The sequence below is a fragment of the Campylobacterota bacterium genome (assembly GCA_020633995.1).
In the GTDB taxonomy this organism is placed as follows: Bacteria; Babelota; Babeliae; order Babelales; family RVW-14; genus JACKCO01.
Genome location: JACKCO010000003.1, coordinates 273,880 through 294,899, shown reverse-complemented (window position 1 = coordinate 294,899; position 21,020 = coordinate 273,880). Strand labels below are relative to the sequence as shown.

The window sequence follows — 21,020 nt, the reverse complement described above, 5'->3', positions numbered from 1 at the left end:
AAAACACCAAAAAAACCAGTAATTTTACTACTCTCTTCTGCATATTTTCTCCCTTTCACATAAAGCAAAAGTAGCTAGCTACTACAGCTCTTTCCCGTACGTTGCAACAATAACTAAACAACCTTGATAGCGCTTAACAAAAAATTCAAAATCTTGATTTTTAGCCCATCCCTCAACATTTGCTTTATCTGCATTAACTCTGTCTTGAGCAAGATCAATCGGAAGCTTTTGGGCATTGTTTTTGATGTCTTGTTTAGCACCCTGTTCCACCAATGCTTGATATGCTTCAAAGTGCCCTAATTGTGCAGCAATATGTAGAGGCGTATTCCCTCTGCAATCAACAGCATTAGGATCAAATCTAAATTTTTGAGTAACACCGCTACCCTTGCCTTTCGCAAACCATTGATAGCTTAGCAACTCTTTAATATTTTCAGGTTTATTCTTAGACGCCGCAACGTGCACCGCCGTCCAGCGAAAATCATCAGTCACTGCATTTTTATCAATCTCTTGATCGTTGAGCAATGTAAACAGAACTCGAATATCATCACCACCAGCTGCTAAGTGCAGAGCAGTACCACCCTTATACACATTATTAACCTCTTGGCCTTGTTTAGGCTCAGCGCACACCAACACTCTCAAGGACAATAAAACACTCAACAAACAAAAGACTAAATACTTTTTCATATAATCTACTCCTTAAAAAAATAATTTTTTCAGTTGTAACAGGATTGCAAGCATACAAAACTTACTATACTCAATCAAGATTTGTCCTCAGACAATAACCGTTCAATTTCTAACAAACGATTATATTTTTCTACGCGCTCAGAGCGAATGGGCGCTCCCGCCTTCAGTTGTTGTGCACCTGTACCAACAGCAAGATCTGCAATAAAACTATCACACGTCTCCCCCGACCGGTGCGATATCACTACGTTGTAACCAGCTTGATGAGCGCATGCAATAGCGGCAACTGTCTCAGAAACTGTTCCAATTTGATTTGGCTTGATAAGCACGGCATTAGCCGCTCCATACGCAACCCCCTTTTTGATACGCTCAACATTGGTCACAAATAAATCATCACCCACTAGCTGCACATACCGTCCAAGAGAGTCCGTTAATTGCCGCCACCCTTGCCAATCGTCTTCATCTAACGCATCTTCTATTGATGCTACCGGATAGTCCTGCTCCAGTTGCTTATACAGTTCAAGCATTTGCTCAGCATCATGTTTCTGCCCGTATACCTCATATTTCTTTTCTTCTTTATTGTAAAAATGTGCAGCCGCAACATCAACACAAATTCTTACGTCTTCATCTTCAAGCCCAGCCTGCTGTATAGCCAATAATAAAAAGTTAATTGCCTTACGCTCATTGCCTAAACTATTTTTATCAAAACAGGGAGCAAAACCACCTTCATCACCAACTGTTGTCCGGTAATCATTTTGCTCCAATACTCCTTCCAATGCACGATAAATAGCTACTGCCTGCTCAAGCATATCCGTAACACTCAAACCCCACTCCGGCATTACCATAAATTCTTGAAACAGCAAATCACTGTCCGCATGCTTGCCCCCATTAATGATATTGAACATACACTGCGGTATTGCTAACTTGCCTAGGCCAAAAACTGTGTTCAACAGCTCAAACACATGCAGTCCCTGCACATGCGCCTGTGCTCGTACAAGCGCAATACTAACAGCAAGCACCGCATTTGCACCAAGCTTCGCTTTATTCACACTGCCATCAAGCTCAATCATTTGTCTGTCCATAGATTGAATATCAGGCTCATGTCCAACAAAAAGTGGGGCTATTTTTGTATTGATATTGTCAACCGCTCGCAACACACCCTTACCCGAAAACCTGCTTGGGTCGTTATCACGCAACTCCACCGCTTCAAATTTACCAACTGATGATCCTGACGGAACGCTGGCAACAACAGAAACCCCATCTGCTAAGTTAATCCTACACTCAACGGTAGGGGTACCACGCGAATCAAGAATCTGTGCTGCCTGTATTTTTTTTATCTTCATTTGCTCTCACTTTTTTTGCCTTTTTTGCCATTTCGGGTGCTTGCTTGCCAAACACAGTGATACCGTTAGGCTTTTTTGCTAAACACCACCACCACAATCACGTTGCATAGGCTAACGCAACATGTACCACTTTCTAACACTCCATTGTTACGAGCTTATAAAACTTGCTCAGATTAGCTTGCCGTTGATCCTGCTTGCAACAACACATTATTTTTTGATCATACGACCACAAAAAATACAACGACAACATTTTAATGAATTAAAAAAAAGATTATGTGTGGGCAATAGAGCAACAACAAAAAACAATTTAGCCGGCACTATTATTTTTTTAGACCAACAAATCGTTATTCTTGAGCTTGATAATGGACAAAAAATTGATGTTTTAAAAACAACGATCACTCATGTTACAACTAAAAACTGAAACCGTACCCTATGCCCTTTTCCTGCTCCTTGCTCACTTAGCTTGCGGCATTTTTTGGCAAGCTACGCATCATACACTCCCTACCTTGCTCACTATACCATTGCTAGCACTTACAGCACTGTTGTGCATACACTTTTATAAAACTACACACACTACACAGCTGATTTTGCTCTGCTGGCTTTTTTTTGGCAGTGGAGCAACACTGTACCAACTGCAAAAAAATAATCGTAAACAACTGCAAACAAAACTGTGTAGCAAAACCTTTGATATCACGGGGCACGTCACCAATATTGAATTCGCACCGAGCAGAACAGAATTTCACACAATAGAAGTAGCGACAAACAACCTACGTGATAAAAAAACAAACCAACAAAGCAACGCAAGTTTTTCAATTATTTGCTACACCAAACAAAGAGTGCCCGTTCACGTTGGTGAAAATATTACCGTTGAAAATGTTACCTTTTCTCAACCCAAAACTACAACATCAACAGGAAACCCATCGTACGATGACTACTTAGCAAAAGAAGGTTTTTTTTCTTCAGTTTTTTTAAACAAAGAAAATAACATCATTGTTCTCAAGCCAGCACCAGACTCACTCAGCGTTTTGCTCTGGAATATCAAAAATAACGTGTATCAAGCTTTACGCAAAAAACTATGTCCAAAAACATTGTCTTACTTTGGCCTTATTTTTCTGGGTAACAAAAAAGTAACGCATGCTGACCTTTTAAGACAATACTTTAATTACTGGGGCCTTTCACATTTTCTAGCACGCTCGGGCTTGCACATTTTACTGTTTGTTTTACTTTGGCAATGGATTTTGTCATTCATACCCGTTCACATCCATTACAAGCGAATATTTTTGATCACATTATGCAGTGTTTATCATGTGCTCAGCTGGGCTAGCGTTTCTATGCTTCGTTCGCTGTACGTTTTCTTGCTCCTTTGCTTTGGTAATATTTTTTCTCAGCACACAAATTTTCTACACCTTCTTTCCTTGACTTGCATGCTCATGCTGCTCTTCAATCCACTACAGCTTTTCTTTCTTGATTTTCAACTCACGTTTTCTTTAACATTTGCTCTCGCTTTATTTATGCAAACAAAATACTAAGGCTTCGATTCAAACAAAATCCTCAAAAAACTTGAAGCCTAACCACACTCCCGCGTAATCTAGCAAAGAACCCCCAAGAAAAAGGAGAAGCTCGTGAAACCACATATCAAAGTAAGTTATACGATTTTCATTCTTATTTTTTATAACCTTGCTTTTACCAAACCATTTTTCTGCAAAGCTATCAAAAAAGATACTAATCAAATCACACAAGAAGTAATACCGAGTAGAACCTGTGCTGAGTGGAACTTTATTGTTTACATGGCAAATAACAATTCCTTGCACAAATATGGCGTCAATAACTTTAACGAGATGGTTTCCATTGGCTCAAATGAAAAAATAAATATCATCGTACAAATAGATACACCAGGAACACTTAAAAACTCCCGCTTCTATATAAAAAAGCATAATCCTGTCCTCATGGAAAGTCAGCAAAATACGGTTGACGCAATCAGCGGCACCCCTGAAAGCCTCTTTTCTTTCGTTGCATGGTCTTTAAAAAATTTTTCTGCACGTAACAATGCACTCATTCTGTGGAACCATGGTACTGGTATAAAGGATCCAACACTCTACGAACTTTTTATGCAACACAGAGATGAATTTTTTGAGTTCAACTACAAAAGCTCCAAAATGGAGCTCAATCGGACCATTTTAAGTAACGAAGATTTTAGCAAATCGCTTAAGGCATTTGCCAAAGCTCGAGGTATAGCATTTAATCAAACTGCCAACACCTACCTTACAAACCAAGCACTCAGAGAAGTGCTTGGACGAATTAAAACAGAATTGCTCGATGGCAACAAGCTCGATGTTTTAGTAATGGATGCCTGTCATATGGCTATGCTTGAAATATGCTCTGAAATAAACCCCGAAGATATCCGCTACTTTGTAGCATCGCAAGAAATAGAACCTGGTGGCGGCTATAACTACCAATACGTCTTAGAACCCCTCACACGCCACTCACTCAGTCCTAAAGATCTTGCCCAACACATTGTCAGCGCCTACGACAAAGAGTACGGCTCAATTTTTGTTGATCACACACAGTCAGCAATAAAACTAAAAAGTATCACAGAATTAGAGACCAATGTTGATAGCTTGGCAAAAAACCTCTTGAAATTAATCGGGTTCCGAAAAAAAACAGTTATGACTGGTCTAAAAGAAGTACGTTATGACGTAACAGAATTCTTCGATAACGACTACATCGATCTTGCTGATTTTTACCTAAAAATCAGCAAACAATGCAAAACTCTTCAGGAAAACTCCGATATTTCTGATGAGCTCGATATTGTGGAAACACTTGAACAAACAAGCGAACTAGCACTCCAGGGATTACGAACCTTAAGACAGTGTGTCGTTGCAAATGTGGCAGGAAAAGCTTTGCCTTGCGCACAAGGTCTTTCCATTTATTTTCCGCGAAGGCTAATTCATGAATCATACAAAAAAACAGCCTTTGCAAATAAAACAAGCTGGTTAAGCTTTTTAGAATCCTTCTTTTCCGGGCGTGGCATCTTTAGAAATACTGCTGAACACCAACAATCAACAAAAAGGTCTGACAGGGTAAAAAAATAATGGTAGGCTATGGTCATAAAACGTAAGTTCTCAGAACACTATCATATCATGCCAAACAGAACAAAAAACCAACTTAACAATTATTTTACATTTTTAAAAAAACAACCCAAAGGCTTTGTTTACGTGGAAAATGAATTACCTATAAAGACGCCTGACACCCCCTGCTCAAAACAACCACGACTTGACGAACTCAAAAAACAATGTCACAACTGTCAAGCTTGTCCATTGGCATCACAAGGTCGCAGCCAAGTTGTTTTTGGGCGAGGTTGGGCAGAAGCGCAACTCATGTTTATAGGCGAAGGGCCCGGGCGTGATGAAGATCGTCTAGGCAAGCCATTTGTCGGTCGCGCAGGGCAGCTTTTATCAAAAATAATTGCTGCTATGGAATTGGACGAAGACAACGTATACATTACTAACGTTGTCAAATGTCGCCCACCAAATAACCGAGCACCACTCCCCCAAGAAAGTGGAACATGTAAAGATCTTTTGCTTTTCAAAGAAATCGATATCATACAACCTAAAGTTATTTGTGCTCTTGGCTCAACGGCTATCAAGGCGCTACTTGGCGATCATCTCGCTATTTCAAAAGTACGCGGGCAATTCTTAGATTTTCGTGGTTACCCATTATTGCCAACGTACCACCCAGCATACCTATTACGCAATCCAGCTGAAAAACGTACCGTCTGGGAAGATATGAAGAAAGTACTAGCAAAACTTGCAGAATAAAAAAATAACAATTCTTTAAAAAGGAGACTTTTCAAATGAAACCGTTATGTACCTTGCTTATCATTTTTACAATGACAACAATGCATTCTACATATGGTTCAGGAAGAAATCTTGGCGACTACGACTGGTACCCATTTTTTCGACAAGAAGAAGCGCAGGCATCACCAAAAAAGTCAGCTGTCATACAAACTTCGGCAACATCAACAACAGGCCCAAGAAGTGAAAAAAATCGATCAGGTTCAACCTCAGAACTAGAACTAGAAGAAGAAACGCCAACCTCACAATCAAATGGTCCAACTCCAGCCCAAACTATCGATCCAGCTCAATTTCACAAATCAATCATGAACATCATAGACAAAGTTGGCGATACCGAGGATGCAATAAAAAAACTCGAGCAAATTAAACAAATCCACCCTAAGATATTTCAAAACAAATTTACACATGCAGGAGCTCAAAACATGACCTACCTGCACATTGCAGCATTTAAAGGGAGGTATCGCCTCGTAGTTTTTCTTGTCGAAGAAGCGGGCATCCCAAAAACTAGCGTGGCAGAATATGGCAATGGTAAGGAACTAACGATATCTGACTCTGCACTAAAAGGTAAAAAAGTTTTAGGCAGACAAGGCTATGACCCAAAATATAGCCCAATCATTACCTACTTAAACCAAAAAAAATAGCTGACTAAATCCTAAAATTAATTACCCCAAACTTACAATGCGTTGTGCAATTTGGGTCAACGCATTGTAATTACGATTGTAAGCACAACTGCGCATGGCATATATTTTATCTTGAGTTAGAAAACTACCAAAAAATACGTGTCTACCCTTCCAATTTGCCCCATTCTTGCATGCAAAAAGTTCTGCTGGCAACTCGTCTATTCTGACACAGTGTGGATCTTCGCCTGTCGCCTCTATGGCTTTTTGCTGACCAAGATATAACATAACATGATTAACCCTGTCTGGACGCTTATCTGCGCGAGAGAAAAAAATAAGATCACCTGGAAGTAATTGACTACCTTCTATTTCATCTGACAATACAAACTGATCATGTGCATCACACCCAACCATAAGACCAACACAGCGATAAACAAGGTCTATAAGGCCAGAACAATCGACGCCCGTCACTTCTTGGCCGTACTGAGCATCATAAGGACTACGCCCACCCCAAATATATGGTCCATCAAACGATCTGGCAGTCTCCACTATTTTTTCGCGTAATTGCTCAACACCCTCCTCAACGCGCTCCTCAAATGCATACGCATCGTCATAGCGCACTTCAATTGTATACCACCCGTTAAATGCCTGATGGTGCAATATACAATTCCTCACAGCTCCCCCTGACTCGAGGCTCATATTGACCTCGAGCAACTGAGCGCCCATAGGTATACTAAAAACCTGTGGGGTCGAGCAGTTACGCTCCCAAGCTTTAACCGTTGTCCATGGCTTGGTTATCACAACCTTTTTATATTTTACATGTGACTCTCGACTGCCTACAATCGGTCTCAAACATGAAACAGGAACCCAGCCTTCGTTGCTCACCCAACCATGCTCACCACGATATACCGGCAACTCGCTAACCCTGACACGAGCCCAATCTTTTTGCCACTCAACGACGTTGACACACATCCCAAAAACAAGTTGTTTTTCAATTGGCAATGAGAGATAGTGATCAATAACCCTGCTTTTTAAATTATCGGGCACAGAAAAATCTTGCCTCACTAATAACTTGTCTGCCTGGCACGTGTAAAGTATGACAACGGGACTCGTAACAACCGCTTGATGTAAAACCTCTTCAGAGCACAACTTGGTTTCACAAGCATCGAGGCTAAAGGAGCACGCGCAAGCAAAAATAGCAATACATAAAAAATAAACAATTCTACTTCTGAGCATTACACTCCTTCCAAAGTGTTGCACCCTGCAAACATAAGTGCTGAACGCATGTTTTGTGCTCGTTTTTTACTCGTCAATAGCGAACGAAAGTGCACCGTATGACCTTGAACCCTTTCGCCAGATAAAAAATATGCAACATGGTCTATACCAAACAACTCCGCAAATGAAGTCTTCCTTACTTGAGGCAAAATACTCTCAATAATATTTCCATTTCCAACATAGAGAGCTACATGAACAAGCTTGCCCGTGTCATCTTTTAAGAATATAAGGTCACTTTCCTCCAACTCATCTGCAGATTTAAGCGCGGTCGATGCCGCAAATAGCGACTCAATACTCCGCCCAACAAGTAAACCTGCAAGGCGGTACACAAAGCTTACAAATCCTGACTCATCAAATCCATGAGGGCACGTTCTATTTTGCTGCGAGAAACTTCGACCACCAGGCAAGTATTGCGCTCCTACTATTTTTTTTGCGGCCGCAACAACATATGAACGCAATGTTATCACATCTTCCATGCAACCGATGCTGCAGCGATACACAAATTCTGACTGCATTGCTTGTGCAAGATTTGCAAGCACTTGCTTTCTCGAAAGAGTGGCTACTTGCGAGTCTGGAAACAAAGAACACAGCCTACTTGGTAACATAAAACCCAGAGCATCATGGCAAAACTCAAGCCTAAACCATTCACGCTTATTTTGTACGTACTCGTTATCCACAAAACTTCCTCGTGACATAACGCCACACTCAACCCAAGACGAAGCATGCGGTCCCTCACCCTGCATTGCCATCATCGGGCACCATACCCCCCACGAGATGCAGTTGTATGGGACAAAGTCTCCAACGTAGGTGACATCTGCCATGCGCAACCAACCAGTAATCCCCTGCCCGTTACTTGCCGGTTGCTCTAATGCTTCTACCTCTACCCAACCGCGATGACACCCAACAGAACTTGCGACTATATGGAGTCGCTCACCACAAACCATTTGCGTTTTCAACTCTCCTCCATGCTCAGTTGGCAACCTATAAACATTGGCTAGAGGAGAAAATACAACAGCTTTCCACACAGAAGGTGGCCCACCTTCAAAATCTGCAGCAAAACCAACAGTAGAACAAAAAATACAAATTGAAAAAAGCAGAAAAATTTTAGTGAGAAACGAAAACTTCATAACACCCTCATATCAGAAGAGCCTCTTGACCTTCTTCGATTAACACTAAAGAACGTACTCAAGCAAAATACAAACTGCAATCGTTTATACAAGTAAAGCGAAAAAACACGGTGAATCATACACTTATTACTCGCAATACAGAAATTGTGGATAACTTGTTGATAAGGTGTGGATAACTGTTGATAACTTGCAACACAAAAACTTGATAGTACGTAAGAGTCTATCTTTAAAAGCGGTATTACATGAAACTACCCATCAGATAGACTTATCCCAGGGAGAACAAAAAGTTATCAACAGTTATCCACAATTTACTAACAGGTTATCCACAATAAGCCAATAACTCTGATGATCCTACAGGAGGAGCAATCAAGCAGTATCGATAGAGTTATCCACATTTTTTGCCGAGCCTATTATTATTACTTTTAAATATTATTATTTATAACTAGTAATAGGAAAGATCAGTCACACAAGCATGTCCACCTATTTTCACCTCAAAATAGACCTATTTTGAGTGCTTTTGCTTTAGTAACTTGCTTTTAGCCTTCACTTTTTATCTTTTTGCCGTAAAATAAGAATTATGCAAAAATAACTTTTTTGTATAGCCTCTTAATTCTCGGCCTGCAATGGCTCGCGGGGCTCTTTATTTAATAAGCAGGCATGTGCGTGTTTCATTTTAAAATTTAAAGGTATGAGTAACAGTGAATCTTGTTGATGTTATAGAAGGTCTTGTAGAAGAGCGGGGCCTTGAAAAAGAAAAAGTTATCTCTATAGTTTGCGATGGAATACGTGCTGCTTATACAAAAAGGTATCCTGACAGAACATTTCACGTGCAATTCAACAAAAAAAGCGGAACGCTTGAGCTCTTTGTTGAAAAGACAGTAGTAAGTTCTGTTACTGATGATGCTTTCGAAATATCCTTGCGCAGAGCTAAGGTTATTGATCCGGATGCATCTCTTGACCAAGTTATTTGGGTTCCCTTTGACCAGGATATCGGTCGCATAGAAATTCTCACGGCTAAACAGTACATTGCAAGTAAGATTAGGGATCTTGAACAGCAAGCAGTCTATGAAGAATTTTCCGACAAGACCGGTACGCTTCTTAATGGTGTCATTCACAAGCGTGAGCGAGCTGGTTATGTCATTAAGGTTGGCGATGTCATGGGATTACTGCCTCGCGAGAATACAGTCCCAGGAGAAGCGTTGCGCATGGGGCATCCTGTTAAAGTTTTACTTCAAGAGGTCTTAAGTGTTGCGCGTGGCGATTATCAGCTTATTTTAGATCGTGCATCAGCAGACTTTGTTCAAAAATTGCTAGAACTTGAGATTCCAGAAATCTTTGAAGGAATTGTTGAGATTAAAAAAATTGTTAGAAATCCTGGCTACAAAACGAAAGTTATTGTTGCTTCTACTTCTCGAGAAATTGATCCAGTTGGTACGTGTGTGGGCGTTGGCGGTGCTCGCATCAAGCCTATTTTGCGCGTGCTCGGTCAAGAGAAGATTGACTTAATTGAAGAAACAGATGTCCTTGAGCAGTTGGTTAAAGATAGTCTTAAGCCTGCAGAGATAGACAAGGTTGAGATACTTGACAATAGCGAGACTGGCACTTCAAGGGCGCAGGTATGGCTAGCTCAAGATCAGCGTTCTTTTGCTATAGGTAAGCAAGGACAAAATATAGCCCTGGCATCAAAACTTGTGGGGCTTGATATTCAATTGCAGGATGTTGCAACTGGAGAGCCGTCTTTAATGCTTGAAGACATTGAAACTGAGGGCAATCATAAGCAGGGCGAGCAAGAAGAGTCAGAAAATAAAAGCGTTGTGCATGACGAATCTAATGCGGGTGATTCTGCAGATCAGCATGCACAGGAAGAAGATGATCAAGTCGAATAGATCATAGTTAGGTGAATAGGTTATGCGGGTTTATGAGCTTGCCAAAGAATTCAATATTTCAAGCAAAGAGTTAGTTGCGTTTCTACAGAAAAAGAAGTTTGACGTTTCTAGTCACATGTCGATTGCAAGCGATAAGGCTATACAGGTTGCGCATGAGCAATACAAGGCAGCAAGCGAGTCCTCAGCGACGCAAAAAGCAACAAAAAAGAGCTCTTCTGGAGTTAAGGAAGTACGTAAGGATTCGGAAGCGGTAAGTAGCTCTCTCAAGAGAGAGGAAAAAGCTTCTGCGGTCAAAAAAAAGACTGAAGTAAAAAAAGTTAGCGCTGAGCAAAAAATTAAACAAGAAGAAACATTGAACGAAGCATTGATAAACCAACGAGAAGCAGGTAGCTCTCAAAGCGAACAAGAAATTAAAGAGATTCCAGTAACACTGAGCCGTCGACAAGATGACGTGCTTGAACGTGCACTTTATGAAGACTCCTTGCGTGAGCAAGCTAGAGTTGCTCCCATCAGAGGCTTTAAGGACGTGGGGACTGGAGGTTTTAGGCAGCAAAAGCGCAGAAAGGGTAAAAAGCGTCGCAATAAAGGACGTCTTGCCCAAGAACAAGAGAACGTTCCTGTTACTGAGGTAACCATAGAAGGCTCTATGCCTCTCTTTGAGGTTGCTGATTTGCTTGGCAAGTCTTCAGGGGACTTGATTTTTACTCTGCTCAAAGAAGGAACCGTTTGTAACCGAAACCACATTTTATCACCTGAAAATATTCGCTCACTTGCAGAAGGGTATGGTATTACTGTTGCCCTTGAGTCTGCTCGAGATAATGACATAGATGATAAGGTTGATGGTCAAAAAGAAGTGCAAATCGGCCAAACCCGTTGGCCTGTTGTTGTGGTAATGGGGCATGTTGATCATGGAAAAACAACATTGCTTGATTATGTAAGAAAAAAGAACGTAGCAGCAAGTGAAAAAGGTGGTATCACTCAGCATATTCGTGCATGGGATGTTGATAGTGCTCATGGTAGGATTGTTTTTCTAGATACACCTGGCCACGAGGCTTTTTCGTATCTTCGCGAACGCGGTTCAATGGTGACTGATATTGCGGTACTTGTTGTTGCTGCTGATGATGGCATCAAACCCCAGACCATCGAGGCAATAAATATTGCAAAGGACGCGGGCCTTACTATTATTGTTGCCATTAATAAAATTGATAAAATTTCATCAAATGCTTCCATTGAAACAGTAAAGCGTCAGCTTTCTCAACATGAGCTATTGCCAGAGGATTGGGGCGGCGATACTGTCGTTGTACCGATTTCTGCAAAAACGGGAAAAGGTGTAGATGAGCTCCTGGACATGCTTGTGCTGCAATCACAGTTGTTGGAGTTGAAGGCTCAAGAGGAAGTACCTGCCAAGGCTTTTGTGTTAGAGTCTCATGTTCAAAAAGGGTATGGGATTGTAGCAACAGCCATTTGCAGAGAAGGTGTTCTCAAGCAAGGCGATTTCTTTGTCTGTGACAAAGCAACAGGAAAGATACGGTTGCTTCTTGATTGTCATGGCAAAAAAATTACGCAGGCAAAACCATCAACACCAGTGCAAATTATTGGGTTTGATGGGGTTGCTCCTTCAGCTGATTGGTTGAAGGTTGTGCCTGCTCAAGAATATTACAAAGCAAAGAGCGGTCGAGGGCAATTCTCAACAACTTCTGGGCAAACAGTATCAAGTTTTTCACAAATTGATCAGGCTGAAGCTAAAAAATCAATAAACATTATCATAAAAACAGACACTCGCGGATCACGTGAAGCAATTGTTGGTTCGATTGAAAAACTTTCAAAAATTAGCAAAAAAATTGGATGTCCTATTCACATAATTTCCACCGGCATCGGTGATATTACCGAAAGTGATATTGAGTTAGCCGTCAATACAAATGCACGCATTCTTGGTTTGCATGTTAAGGTTGAGCGTAATGCTCAAATGCTTGCCAAAGAAGAGGGTGTGCATGTAGATCTATACTCCATTATTTACCACATGGTTGAATTTCTTGAACAACTCTTGGAAGATCAGCGAGAACCTGAAATTACGTGGAATAAGATTGGCGAAGCTGTTGTCAAAAAAGTCTTTGACATCAAGGGCGTTGGAGTAATCGCTGGTTGCTACATGCGTAGTGGTATTATTATGGGGAAAAACTGCAAGATCGAATGCGTCAGAAATGGTCAGGTCATTGGTGGAGGTAAAATCGTTAGCCTTCAAAAAGAGAAACGTTCGGTCAAAGAAGTGCATACTGGCCAAGAATGTGGTTTCCTAACTGATTCATTTCATGATTGGGCTGTAGATGACGTTGCTGTTTGTTATCAAGAGATTAAGGAGAAAAAATAATAACGAGCTATCTTTACAAGCGTCTAGCGCTGTATTGCCAGAACTTGTGGGATAAAACGTCAAAACAAGAAGAACTTGGCGTTGCTCGGACTATTGTTTTTTATCTCTTTTGCCTGTGTGAGCCTTTCTACAGAGTATCCTTTTTTTGCATACAGCGTTTAAAACGCTTGATGGTAAGGCCATATACATGCAAAAAATCTCTCGTCTTGGGTGTTGGTAATATTGCTGTTGGCGGTACAGGTAAAACAGTTTTCACCTCGTTTCTGATAGAATTGCTTGGTTTTGATCGCGTTGCTGTAGTTATGCGTGGTTACGGTGGATCTGCACAGCAGAGTTCCGGAAAACTTATCAACAGGCAAGACGGTATGGTTGAAGCTCCAAATGTTGTTGGTGACGAGGCCTACATGTTGGCGAGCGCGCACAAGTGCTCAGTTGCTGTTGGTAAAAAGAGAGACGACTCATGCCGTCGTTTAGAGAAAAAATTCTCAGCAAACAGCGCTCAGATTTCTTACATCATCCTTGATGATGCATACCAGAATTTCTTAGTAAAAAAAGATTGTGAAATTTTACTGTTAGATGCTCGAATGCCTTTCAGTAACGAACATTGTCTTCCCGCTGGGCGGCTAAGAGAGAAAGATATCTCACGGGCTGACGTTATTATCCTAACGCACGCAGATAGAGTTGATAGTGTCCGACTAAGAAATATTTCGCTGAGTATTGAAGGTCATGGGGAAGCCGTACGTATCTTTACAGGCAGGCATGTGCCAAAAGGTGTATACCTTAAAAATGATGAACTGCTCAATAACTCTAAAAACAAAAAATTTTTAGCTTGCGCTGGAATAGGTTCATTTGGTTCTTTTAAGCAGACGCTTGAGCAGATTGTTGTCCCAGTATTTGGAGAGGTCGAATACGATGATCATCATCAGTATGATATGGCTGATATTGAGCATATGCTGGCAGAAATGAAAAAGAGCGATTGTGATGGTATTATTACAACGCAAAAAGACTGGGTAAAGATTGATCATGTACTTACTGTTGCAGGCAAGCAAAAACAGAAAGATTGGTTTTACGTTCTACGTATAGGATTTGAATTTTTGTCCGAGCAAGAGTATAGTGCTTTTAGATTGCTACTAGACGGGTTAGAGAAAAAGGAGTGACCGTAAAAAAAGGGAGAGAGTATGCAGGCAGTCTTTTTTAGACATATTTTTTGTTTCATCTTTTCTTTGTTGTTAAGTTATAAAATTATCCCGATGCTTATTAAAGCCGCATTTAAGTTTAATATTTTAGATGCGCCCAATGGTGAGCTGAAAAAACATGCAAATCCTGTCCCATACCTTGGTGGATTTGCGATTTATATTTCTTTTATCGCTACACTTGCAATAGCGTATCCTTTTCAAAACACGGCATTGTGGTTACTTCTTGGCAGTACGTTTCTGCTTTTTGTTGGCTTTGTTGATGACTTAAAAGTTATGACCCCTGGACAAAAGTTTTTTGCTCAGTGTCTTGCTGTTCTTTGTTTTTTAAAGGGCGGTTGCTCGCTTAAAACAAATTTCTTTGTTTCGTATGTGCGTACCTTCCTGTCAGGGTTTTGGATGTTGTCAGTTATTAATGCATTCAATTTGATTGATGTCATGGATGGGCTATCCGCCATTGTATCGATCACTGTAGCAAGCTCGTTTTTAGTTGTGGCGTTGTTATTGGAGCAGTACTTGGTTAGTTTATTGCTTGTGGCTATGCTTGGAGGATTGTGTGGCTTTTTTTGGTACAACAAGCCTCCCGCCAGAATTTATTTGGGAGATGCGGGATCGCTTTTTTTGGGAGGATTTTTTGCTGCTATTCCGCTGATGATTGAATGGAGCCGGCAGTCGATTGATATTTACTATACCCCTGTCATTATTTTAGCAATTCCTCTACTTGAGCTTGGTTTTCTTGTTTTAATTCGCAGTTGGCTTAGTATTCCATTTTATTATGGAAGTCCGCATCATTTTTCAATTTTTTTGCAAAAAAAGAGATGGAATAAATGGAAAATACTGGCCTTTACTTTTTTTATGTCGACAGTTTTTTCTACCTTGGCGTTGATGCACATGTACAAGTTTATTGATTTCTATTTTCTTGCATGTAGTATGTGCATTATGCTTTCTATGTGGGTGTATACTGTTTTTTATGAGCAAAAAAGTTTAAAAGTTCGAATGCAAAAATTAAGAGAATAAAGATGAAAAAAATCCTAATTTTAGTTTGTACCGTTTTGCTTTTAGGCCAAACGTTTGCCTTTATAGGTACTCCTGAAGAACAAGCGATGGAAGATCTTCTTAGTACACCTAATAATCAAGAAAGAATAAAGAAATTTATTCAAGGGCATATGCAGGAGCAAGAGAAGAAAGATGAATGTAAAAGGTATTTAAGGTTTGCGCTTACAAACCCTTCCAAAGAAGATATTCCAAAGAGCGGCTTGACTGAGGAACAGCATACTTTTTGGATGGCTAATGTTGTAATGCTATATGCTGAGATAATGATGGCGAGTTTTGATGTCAGGACTCGCATGCAAAGTTCTATTAAAGATGGCAGTAATGAAAGTCTTTTTTGTTTGTTTAAAGAGCTTTTGATGAATATAGGTTGAAGGAAAAGCGAGTGAGTATAAATAAGATAATACTATTTTCAATGTCTATGATAATAAATTGCTCTATTGTGGATCAGTTATATGCGCAGGATAAAGCTCAGGGAATATACGATTTCTACCAAGACAAAGCTTCAGCCTTTTGTGTAGACTATGTTAAAACACCTGTAGAGCAATACTTTTTGTTGGCCTTTGTGCAAGAAAGACTCAAGGAAGTAAGAGAGATCCGTCAGGTATACGTTGCAATATGGGAGCGCAAGGAAGAGTTCAAAAGATTTGCAAAGATATACCAGAAGTTACTGCACAACTACGTTGACGTAATCGAGAAGAGAGCAAGGTCATTTAACATCATCACTCATAGTGATAATTTAGAACAAATGAGGCGTGATATTTCCAAGACCGTTGAGATGAATTTTCATTTGGCCATGGAAAATATGTTGAACTCCTTATTGATGAGGTCGCGACTTTAAGATGGTCATCCTAGATTTAAGGAATTTTTTCAACCTCTAGGTGTCTGTCCAGATTTCTAAGATAACTAATTTGCGGGCGTTTGCATCATTAAATTTCTACCGTATACTCTCCTGAAGTGTACATACTAAACCGTAATACATTAAAGGAGTTTACTATATGATGCAGTCTTCAAAAAAAATCGCAAAGATGCTTACCTGTCTTGTTTGTTGTGCGGCCATTTTGCTTACACACTTGCGGGCTGAGCTAAACGAGCAATGTCAAGCATGCAATCAAACCTGTATTGAAAAAAATATGAGCGAGAGCTATACCATGCAGGCATTTGAAAAGCTTTCTGCTCTGGCCCATAAATTTCACAAGAAAGCACAAAAATTTGCGGCTTCACTTGATCAAGAAAAGATAGCGGCTGAGCTAAAAGAGCTTGGGGATATTGATGATGCGACAAAATTTGGACAAGTTCATCTTCCATTAATTAAAACTGCAAAAGTTTTGACTGAGCCTTTTGGCTGGTTTTTAAATGTACAGGAAGGTCCGTACACAGCCGTTGATCCGCTCGTATTTTATTTCGATCAAGAAAAAGGAGAGATCAGTGGTTTGATAATCATCAAGCGTCCTGATGGAACATATGGTCCAGCCGGAGGTTTTACAAAGTATGGGGAAACGTTTAAGCAAACTGGCGTGCGTGAGGCAAGGGAAGAAACTGGTGTTGATGTTATAGAAGAAAGCATGCATCTTGTTGGTGTGTATGATGCTATAGATCGAGATAAGCGACAGCACGTAGCATCAATAGCGTTTGTTGGTTTGACAAAAGATTTACCGCAGTTGAGTGATGAAGCAAGAGAAGTCTTAATTGTAGATCGTATTTTTGTTGAGGCTACGTTAGAAAGTGATTGGTTTGCAAAAGATCATCGTGAAATGGCACTTGCAGCCTTTGATGCTCTAGAGCAAAAAAAAGAAGCAATGCTTGAAACAATTAAATAGTACTGCTAGCAAAGTAGATTGAGCAAAAAAACTAGAGGGCATCAGCCCTCTAGTTTTTTTAAAGGAGATTATTCATGAAGAGTAGGTCGATTTTGTTTGTTGTTATTTTGTCTATTTTTTCTGTACCCTTTGCACATCCTTGTGGTTCTGATATTCAAGAGTATCTTGATTTGTACAAAAAATACAGAGAGGAAAATAAAGTAGTGCACAGCTCTGGTGACCAAAAGAGCAAGGCTTCCGCTCTGACCAATTTTTTCATACTCTTAGCTGCTCTAAATATGCTCAAAAATCAAGAGTCTTCAGACTCTGGTTGCTTGCAGGGTGTTGAGATAATAGAAGAGTGATTTATCGTACTACTGTTTCAAGTAGGCCTACCCAGGCTTGAGGTTTTCCAGATCCGAACTCTGTTATTTTGTATGATGAATCAATATGGTTGAAAGGAAAATAAATTGACATGCCATGTGCATCGCCCATTGAATGCCCCTTTACATTGGCGATGACTGCATTGTGAATTTTGTGTTTACAATTATCGAGTTCGTCTTTAAGTGTTTGGAGCGTATTCTTGTCTACAGAATGCTTTTCTAGTATGGGCAATATTTTTTCATATTCTGAACATACCATAAAAAGGTCGGTGTACATTGGTACGAAACAAAAATTAATGCAGTTAAGCCGAACATCTCTTATGGTTGTTTTGAGTTTAGAGTCTTGCTGGATGCAGGCAACAAGTGCATGCGCAATTACATCTAAAGAATCTTTGATGCTTGATGCATAACTGCAGTCAATTGCCGCGAGCGTGTAAATCCCTCGTTCTGCATGTTGTTCATAATACACGTGATATGCCTGGCATATTTTGCGAGCAAGGTTTGCAGGAGTGTTGCCCGAAGAGCATATTGACCTTCCAAGTTCAAAAAAATCAAAGCCATCCTTTAATTCGCAGTTTTGACAGCCAATTAAGATATCGACGTAGGGTGCAACCTGATAGGCATGTTCAAGTGATGCGCCAAGACACATATCAAGACAAAACAGGTCCAATTTTTTGTTCAGCATGGATTTGATATTGTGTAGTGTGCTGACCATTTCTTTATTGTTTAAGTAGTTTTGTGTTACACGGTTGAGCAAGGTTGCTCTGTAGTGTTGTGCTGCTGCCTGATCAAGGGTATCTTTGCAGATTCCACATGGCAAATCTTGGTCTGACTCTGCGAACCAATCATTTTCTAGTTCGTGGTAAGAGGGGTCTAAAATACCGTAGCCATGGCCGCTTAAAATGAGGCCGTGATGAGCAGCTATGCTGTTTTTGAATCCCCAGTTGGTAAAGTTGATGAGATTTTCTGCTTGGTTTGAGTCCAGCTGTACAAACTCTTGTTCGCGAAGCTGATTATTTACCACAATATAGCGCCAGGCATAACCAGCCTGCAAGCTTACCTGTATGCGTATTTCTACGCAAGGGTGTGACCAACTTGCAGCAAGGTCTCTGATATTTTTGATGATGGCATCTTGTAAATTGTCGCTTGCATCAGCGTAAACAAGTAATGTCCATGTGTGAACGTGGTCACCGTCTGAATAAAGTGCTGGTAGGTTTATCAGAGAAACTAAAAGTACTAGCATTGTTAGAATTATTTTTTTCATGATTTTCTCCTTTTAATTATTTGTTTTTTAACTCACCCATGTGACAAAAAACAAGTGATATGTTAAGGTTTGCAGACTTTGCAGCTTTTAAAAGACTCCTTGTGTTATAGGTTGTACTTATGAAAAAAATTATAAACATTTCTTTGGTTCTTTGCTTGCTCTTTATTAATTTATGTTTTCCCGGAGGGAGCGGAAAGGGGAAAGCTATTGCTGTTGTTGATGATAAACAAGATGCTCAGAGTTTAAGGCTTGACTTTTGGGATCAGTTTTTGAGCATGCTGAGTGAGCAAGAGAAGTTGTCTACAATAGTGGAAATGATCCGTAAAAAGCAAACAATACTGCATGCTGCTGTGATGCATGGAAATGCAGAGTCTGTAAGAAGCGTTTTGAGAGCAAAGCTAGTTGATGTGAATGCGCAAGATCATGCTGGTTGGACAGCTCTTCATCATGCATGTCTAGGCGATAAAGTTGAAATAATAGTGGCGTTATTGGAGGAGGGAAGGGCAAACCCAAATATTGAGACAGTGTTTCACCTGAAACCTCACGAGTTAGCTTCAGAGCGAGCAGAAGCTTTACTCATTCAGCATGGAGCCATAGTTGATAGTAAAAAAGGATTGAACGTGATTTTTGGTTTGCGGAAAGGAGATTATCATGAAAAAAATGATGACATTGCTTTTTTTGAGTATGGCAACATCGGCATTGCTGGCAACTGATGGATCAATTTTGACCCAAGAAAAAAATAAAAATTGTGAGCAACTTTTTATTGCTAGCGATGACAGTAAAACGGGCTTAAGCTACGAAGAGGTGAACGCTCAAGATCAAAGCGGGTGCAGTGCTTTACACTATGCTGCCGAAGAGGACAACTTAAATAAAGTTAAGTACTTGCTTGCCTGTGGTGCCGACCCAGATTTGAAAAACAAAGAAGGTTTATCACCGTTTTTTATTGCGGTTGAAAAAGGTTCATTTCATGTGGCAGAGGCAATGTTGCGTGCTGGTGTAGATGTTGATGCTACTGGTTTGGCCCAGTGTACTGCGCTTCATATAGCAACCAAATGCGAACATGTTGCGCTTGTTGGATTGTTGTTGTTGCATCATGCCGATCGCAACGCTCAAGATGTTTGGGGGGAAACACCTTTGCATTATGCGGTTTTAAACGGAAATACGACCATTGCAAGATTTATAGTTCGCACAACGGATAATGAATTTGATTCTGTAGATGTTAATATTGTTGATGCAGTTGGTAAAACCCCGCTGCATTATGCAGCGGAAAATGATGATGAGGCAATGGTGAGATTATTAATTGAGGCTGGTGCCGATACGCTTATTGAAGATGGTTTTGGTAAACAGCCGGTGCACTGTGCAAAAAAATCTGAGATTATAAAAATTTTAAAAGAAGCAATGAAACATGATGCGCTTATTCTTCGAGACGGTTGACAAAAAAACTAGATGGGTTTTGCTTGTTCTTTATCTTTTACCAGTGACAGTAATGTGTGCTGATAGAGGGTATCATTCTAGCTCATATGAAAGTCTTTGTGTCAGCGAGCTTGATTTTGTTCAGGCACTCAAAAATGGTGACGCAGTCAAGACAAAAGCTCTGATTGCCCAAGATTGCGGTATAAATCTGAATAAATATTATCCCAGTATTAACAATACGCCTCTGCGTTACGCTATACAGTTGGTTCATCCTAATTCGCTAGAAATTTGTAATATATTATTAGAAAATGGAGCACGTGTCGATGGGATTATTATCAATGAAGAAGGACAAGAGGAGCAATTAATTACGCCCATCTTGGATGCAATAAATTTCTTTTACATGTCGCATGCTCGTCAAACCCAACTCTTGATGTTGCAAAAAATAAAATTGTTGCTTGATCATGGGGCAAGTAAAGATCAGGCTTTGTTTTTTTTAAAAGATGTAAACATTTTAATGTGGGCTTGGTTAGAGCGAAAAGAACTTTTGGAATCTTTTGGGGTTTCAGAAGAAGAAATTAAACAACTTGAGACTGCGGAGAAAATACGTTTGCAAAAAGAGGAGGAGTTAAAGCGTATTCAGTCAGGTGGAGCAAGCAAGAGAATGAGTAACGATTCATGGCGAACAAACAGCGAGCCAGGAGCAACGGTTACGGTGCGTATAAATTTCTTAGATCGTCTTGCTAGCTTTCTTAGCTCTTCACAATAAA

The 21,020-nt window shown here is 40.2% G+C and carries 21 protein-coding genes; 16 read left to right on the top strand and 5 right to left on the bottom strand.

What is annotated here, in order from left to right; genetic code table 11:
* Positions 1-81: 81 nt before the first annotated feature.
* Both H6679_01145 and eno read right to left on the bottom strand, forming a co-directional pair.
* Positions 82-684: an ankyrin repeat domain-containing protein gene (locus H6679_01145; GenBank protein ID MCB9492860.1), complete on the bottom strand. Its 603-nt coding sequence runs from the start codon at positions 682-684 to the stop codon at positions 82-84.
* A 74-nt stretch (positions 685-758) separates the two neighbouring features.
* Entirely contained in the window at positions 759-2,024 is a 1,266-nt protein-coding gene (gene eno / locus H6679_01140; protein MCB9492859.1) for a phosphopyruvate hydratase, read from the bottom strand.
* Between the two features lie 121 nt (positions 2,025-2,145).
* Here eno and yajC point away from each other — a divergent pair, with 121 nt between their 5' ends.
* The 5 genes from yajC (at position 2,146) to H6679_01115 (ending at position 6,519) form a co-directional block, all read left to right on the top strand.
* A complete protein-coding gene (yajC, locus tag H6679_01135) occupies positions 2,146-2,445 on the top strand; it encodes a preprotein translocase subunit YajC (GenBank protein ID MCB9492858.1) in 300 nt (99 codons plus the stop codon).
* The gene (locus H6679_01130; protein ID MCB9492857.1) at positions 2,426-3,553 is read left to right on the top strand and encodes a ComEC/Rec2 family competence protein; all 1,128 of its coding nucleotides are present in this window, start codon (positions 2,426-2,428) and stop codon (positions 3,551-3,553) included. The genes yajC and H6679_01130 overlap by 20 nt, the downstream gene beginning before the upstream one ends.
* Before the next feature lie 93 nt (positions 3,554-3,646).
* Positions 3,647-5,116 (top strand): hypothetical protein, encoded by a 1,470-nt coding sequence (locus H6679_01125; GenBank protein ID MCB9492856.1) that lies wholly within the window; start codon positions 3,647-3,649, stop codon positions 5,114-5,116.
* 48 nt (positions 5,117-5,164) lie between these two features.
* On the top strand, positions 5,165-5,842 hold the full coding sequence (locus H6679_01120) for a uracil-DNA glycosylase (GenBank protein MCB9492855.1): 678 nt from the start codon (positions 5,165-5,167) through the stop codon (positions 5,840-5,842).
* Positions 5,843-5,877: 35 nt separating this feature from the next.
* Positions 5,878-6,519 (top strand): hypothetical protein, encoded by a 642-nt coding sequence (locus H6679_01115; GenBank protein ID MCB9492854.1) that lies wholly within the window; start codon positions 5,878-5,880, stop codon positions 6,517-6,519.
* Between the two features lie 21 nt (positions 6,520-6,540).
* Here H6679_01115 and H6679_01110 read toward each other — a convergent pair whose 3' ends face one another.
* Entirely contained in the window at positions 6,541-7,731 is a 1,191-nt protein-coding gene (locus H6679_01110; protein ID MCB9492853.1) for a C40 family peptidase, read from the bottom strand.
* Complete coding sequence (locus H6679_01105; GenBank protein ID MCB9492852.1) at positions 7,731-8,897, bottom strand: C40 family peptidase; 1,167 nt, start codon at positions 8,895-8,897, stop codon at positions 7,731-7,733. Before H6679_01105 ends, H6679_01110 begins: the two co-directional genes overlap by 1 nt.
* A 698-nt stretch (positions 8,898-9,595) precedes the next feature.
* Between H6679_01105 and nusA the strand changes: the two genes are divergently transcribed.
* The 8 genes from nusA (at position 9,596) to H6679_01065 (ending at position 17,558) form a co-directional block, all read left to right on the top strand.
* Positions 9,596-10,783, top strand: a complete 1,188-nt coding sequence (nusA, locus tag H6679_01100) for a transcription termination factor NusA (protein ID MCB9492851.1) — start codon at positions 9,596-9,598, stop codon at positions 10,781-10,783.
* A 22-nt stretch (positions 10,784-10,805) separates the two neighbouring features.
* A complete protein-coding gene (locus H6679_01095) occupies positions 10,806-13,151 on the top strand; it encodes a translation initiation factor IF-2 (protein MCB9492850.1) in 2,346 nt (781 codons plus the stop codon).
* Between the two features lie 170 nt (positions 13,152-13,321).
* Positions 13,322-14,308, top strand: a complete 987-nt coding sequence (gene lpxK / locus H6679_01090) for a tetraacyldisaccharide 4'-kinase (GenBank protein ID MCB9492849.1) — start codon at positions 13,322-13,324, stop codon at positions 14,306-14,308.
* A 21-nt stretch (positions 14,309-14,329) separates the two neighbouring features.
* The gene (locus H6679_01085) at positions 14,330-15,361 is read left to right on the top strand and encodes an undecaprenyl/decaprenyl-phosphate alpha-N-acetylglucosaminyl 1-phosphate transferase (protein ID MCB9492848.1); all 1,032 of its coding nucleotides are present in this window, start codon (positions 14,330-14,332) and stop codon (positions 15,359-15,361) included.
* Between the two features lie 2 nt (positions 15,362-15,363).
* On the top strand, positions 15,364-15,768 hold the full coding sequence (locus H6679_01080) for a hypothetical protein (GenBank protein ID MCB9492847.1): 405 nt from the start codon (positions 15,364-15,366) through the stop codon (positions 15,766-15,768).
* A gap of 68 nt (positions 15,769-15,836) precedes the next feature.
* Positions 15,837-16,235, top strand: coding sequence for a hypothetical protein (locus H6679_01075; protein MCB9492846.1), 399 nt, complete (start codon positions 15,837-15,839; stop codon positions 16,233-16,235).
* 157 nt (positions 16,236-16,392) lie between these two features.
* A complete protein-coding gene (locus H6679_01070) occupies positions 16,393-17,214 on the top strand; it encodes an NUDIX hydrolase (GenBank protein ID MCB9492845.1) in 822 nt (273 codons plus the stop codon).
* A 74-nt stretch (positions 17,215-17,288) separates the two neighbouring features.
* Positions 17,289-17,558 (top strand): hypothetical protein, encoded by a 270-nt coding sequence (locus tag H6679_01065; GenBank protein ID MCB9492844.1) that lies wholly within the window; start codon positions 17,289-17,291, stop codon positions 17,556-17,558.
* A 1-nt stretch (position 17,559) separates the two neighbouring features.
* Here H6679_01065 and H6679_01060 read toward each other — a convergent pair whose 3' ends face one another.
* Positions 17,560-18,840, bottom strand: a complete 1,281-nt coding sequence (locus H6679_01060; protein MCB9492843.1) for a hypothetical protein — start codon at positions 18,838-18,840, stop codon at positions 17,560-17,562.
* Positions 18,841-18,959: 119 nt separating this feature from the next.
* Here H6679_01060 and H6679_01055 point away from each other — a divergent pair, with 119 nt between their 5' ends.
* From H6679_01055 to H6679_01045, 3 genes are read left to right on the top strand one after another with little or no spacing between them, the layout of a single operon-like run.
* The gene (locus H6679_01055; GenBank protein ID MCB9492842.1) at positions 18,960-19,553 is read left to right on the top strand and encodes an ankyrin repeat domain-containing protein; all 594 of its coding nucleotides are present in this window, start codon (positions 18,960-18,962) and stop codon (positions 19,551-19,553) included.
* A complete protein-coding gene (locus tag H6679_01050; GenBank protein MCB9492841.1) occupies positions 19,492-20,274 on the top strand; it encodes an ankyrin repeat domain-containing protein in 783 nt (260 codons plus the stop codon). Before H6679_01055 ends, H6679_01050 begins: the two co-directional genes overlap by 62 nt.
* Positions 20,246-21,019, top strand: coding sequence for a hypothetical protein (locus H6679_01045; protein ID MCB9492840.1), 774 nt, complete (start codon positions 20,246-20,248; stop codon positions 21,017-21,019). The genes H6679_01050 and H6679_01045 overlap by 29 nt, the downstream gene beginning before the upstream one ends.
* Position 21,020 lies beyond the last annotated feature (1 nt).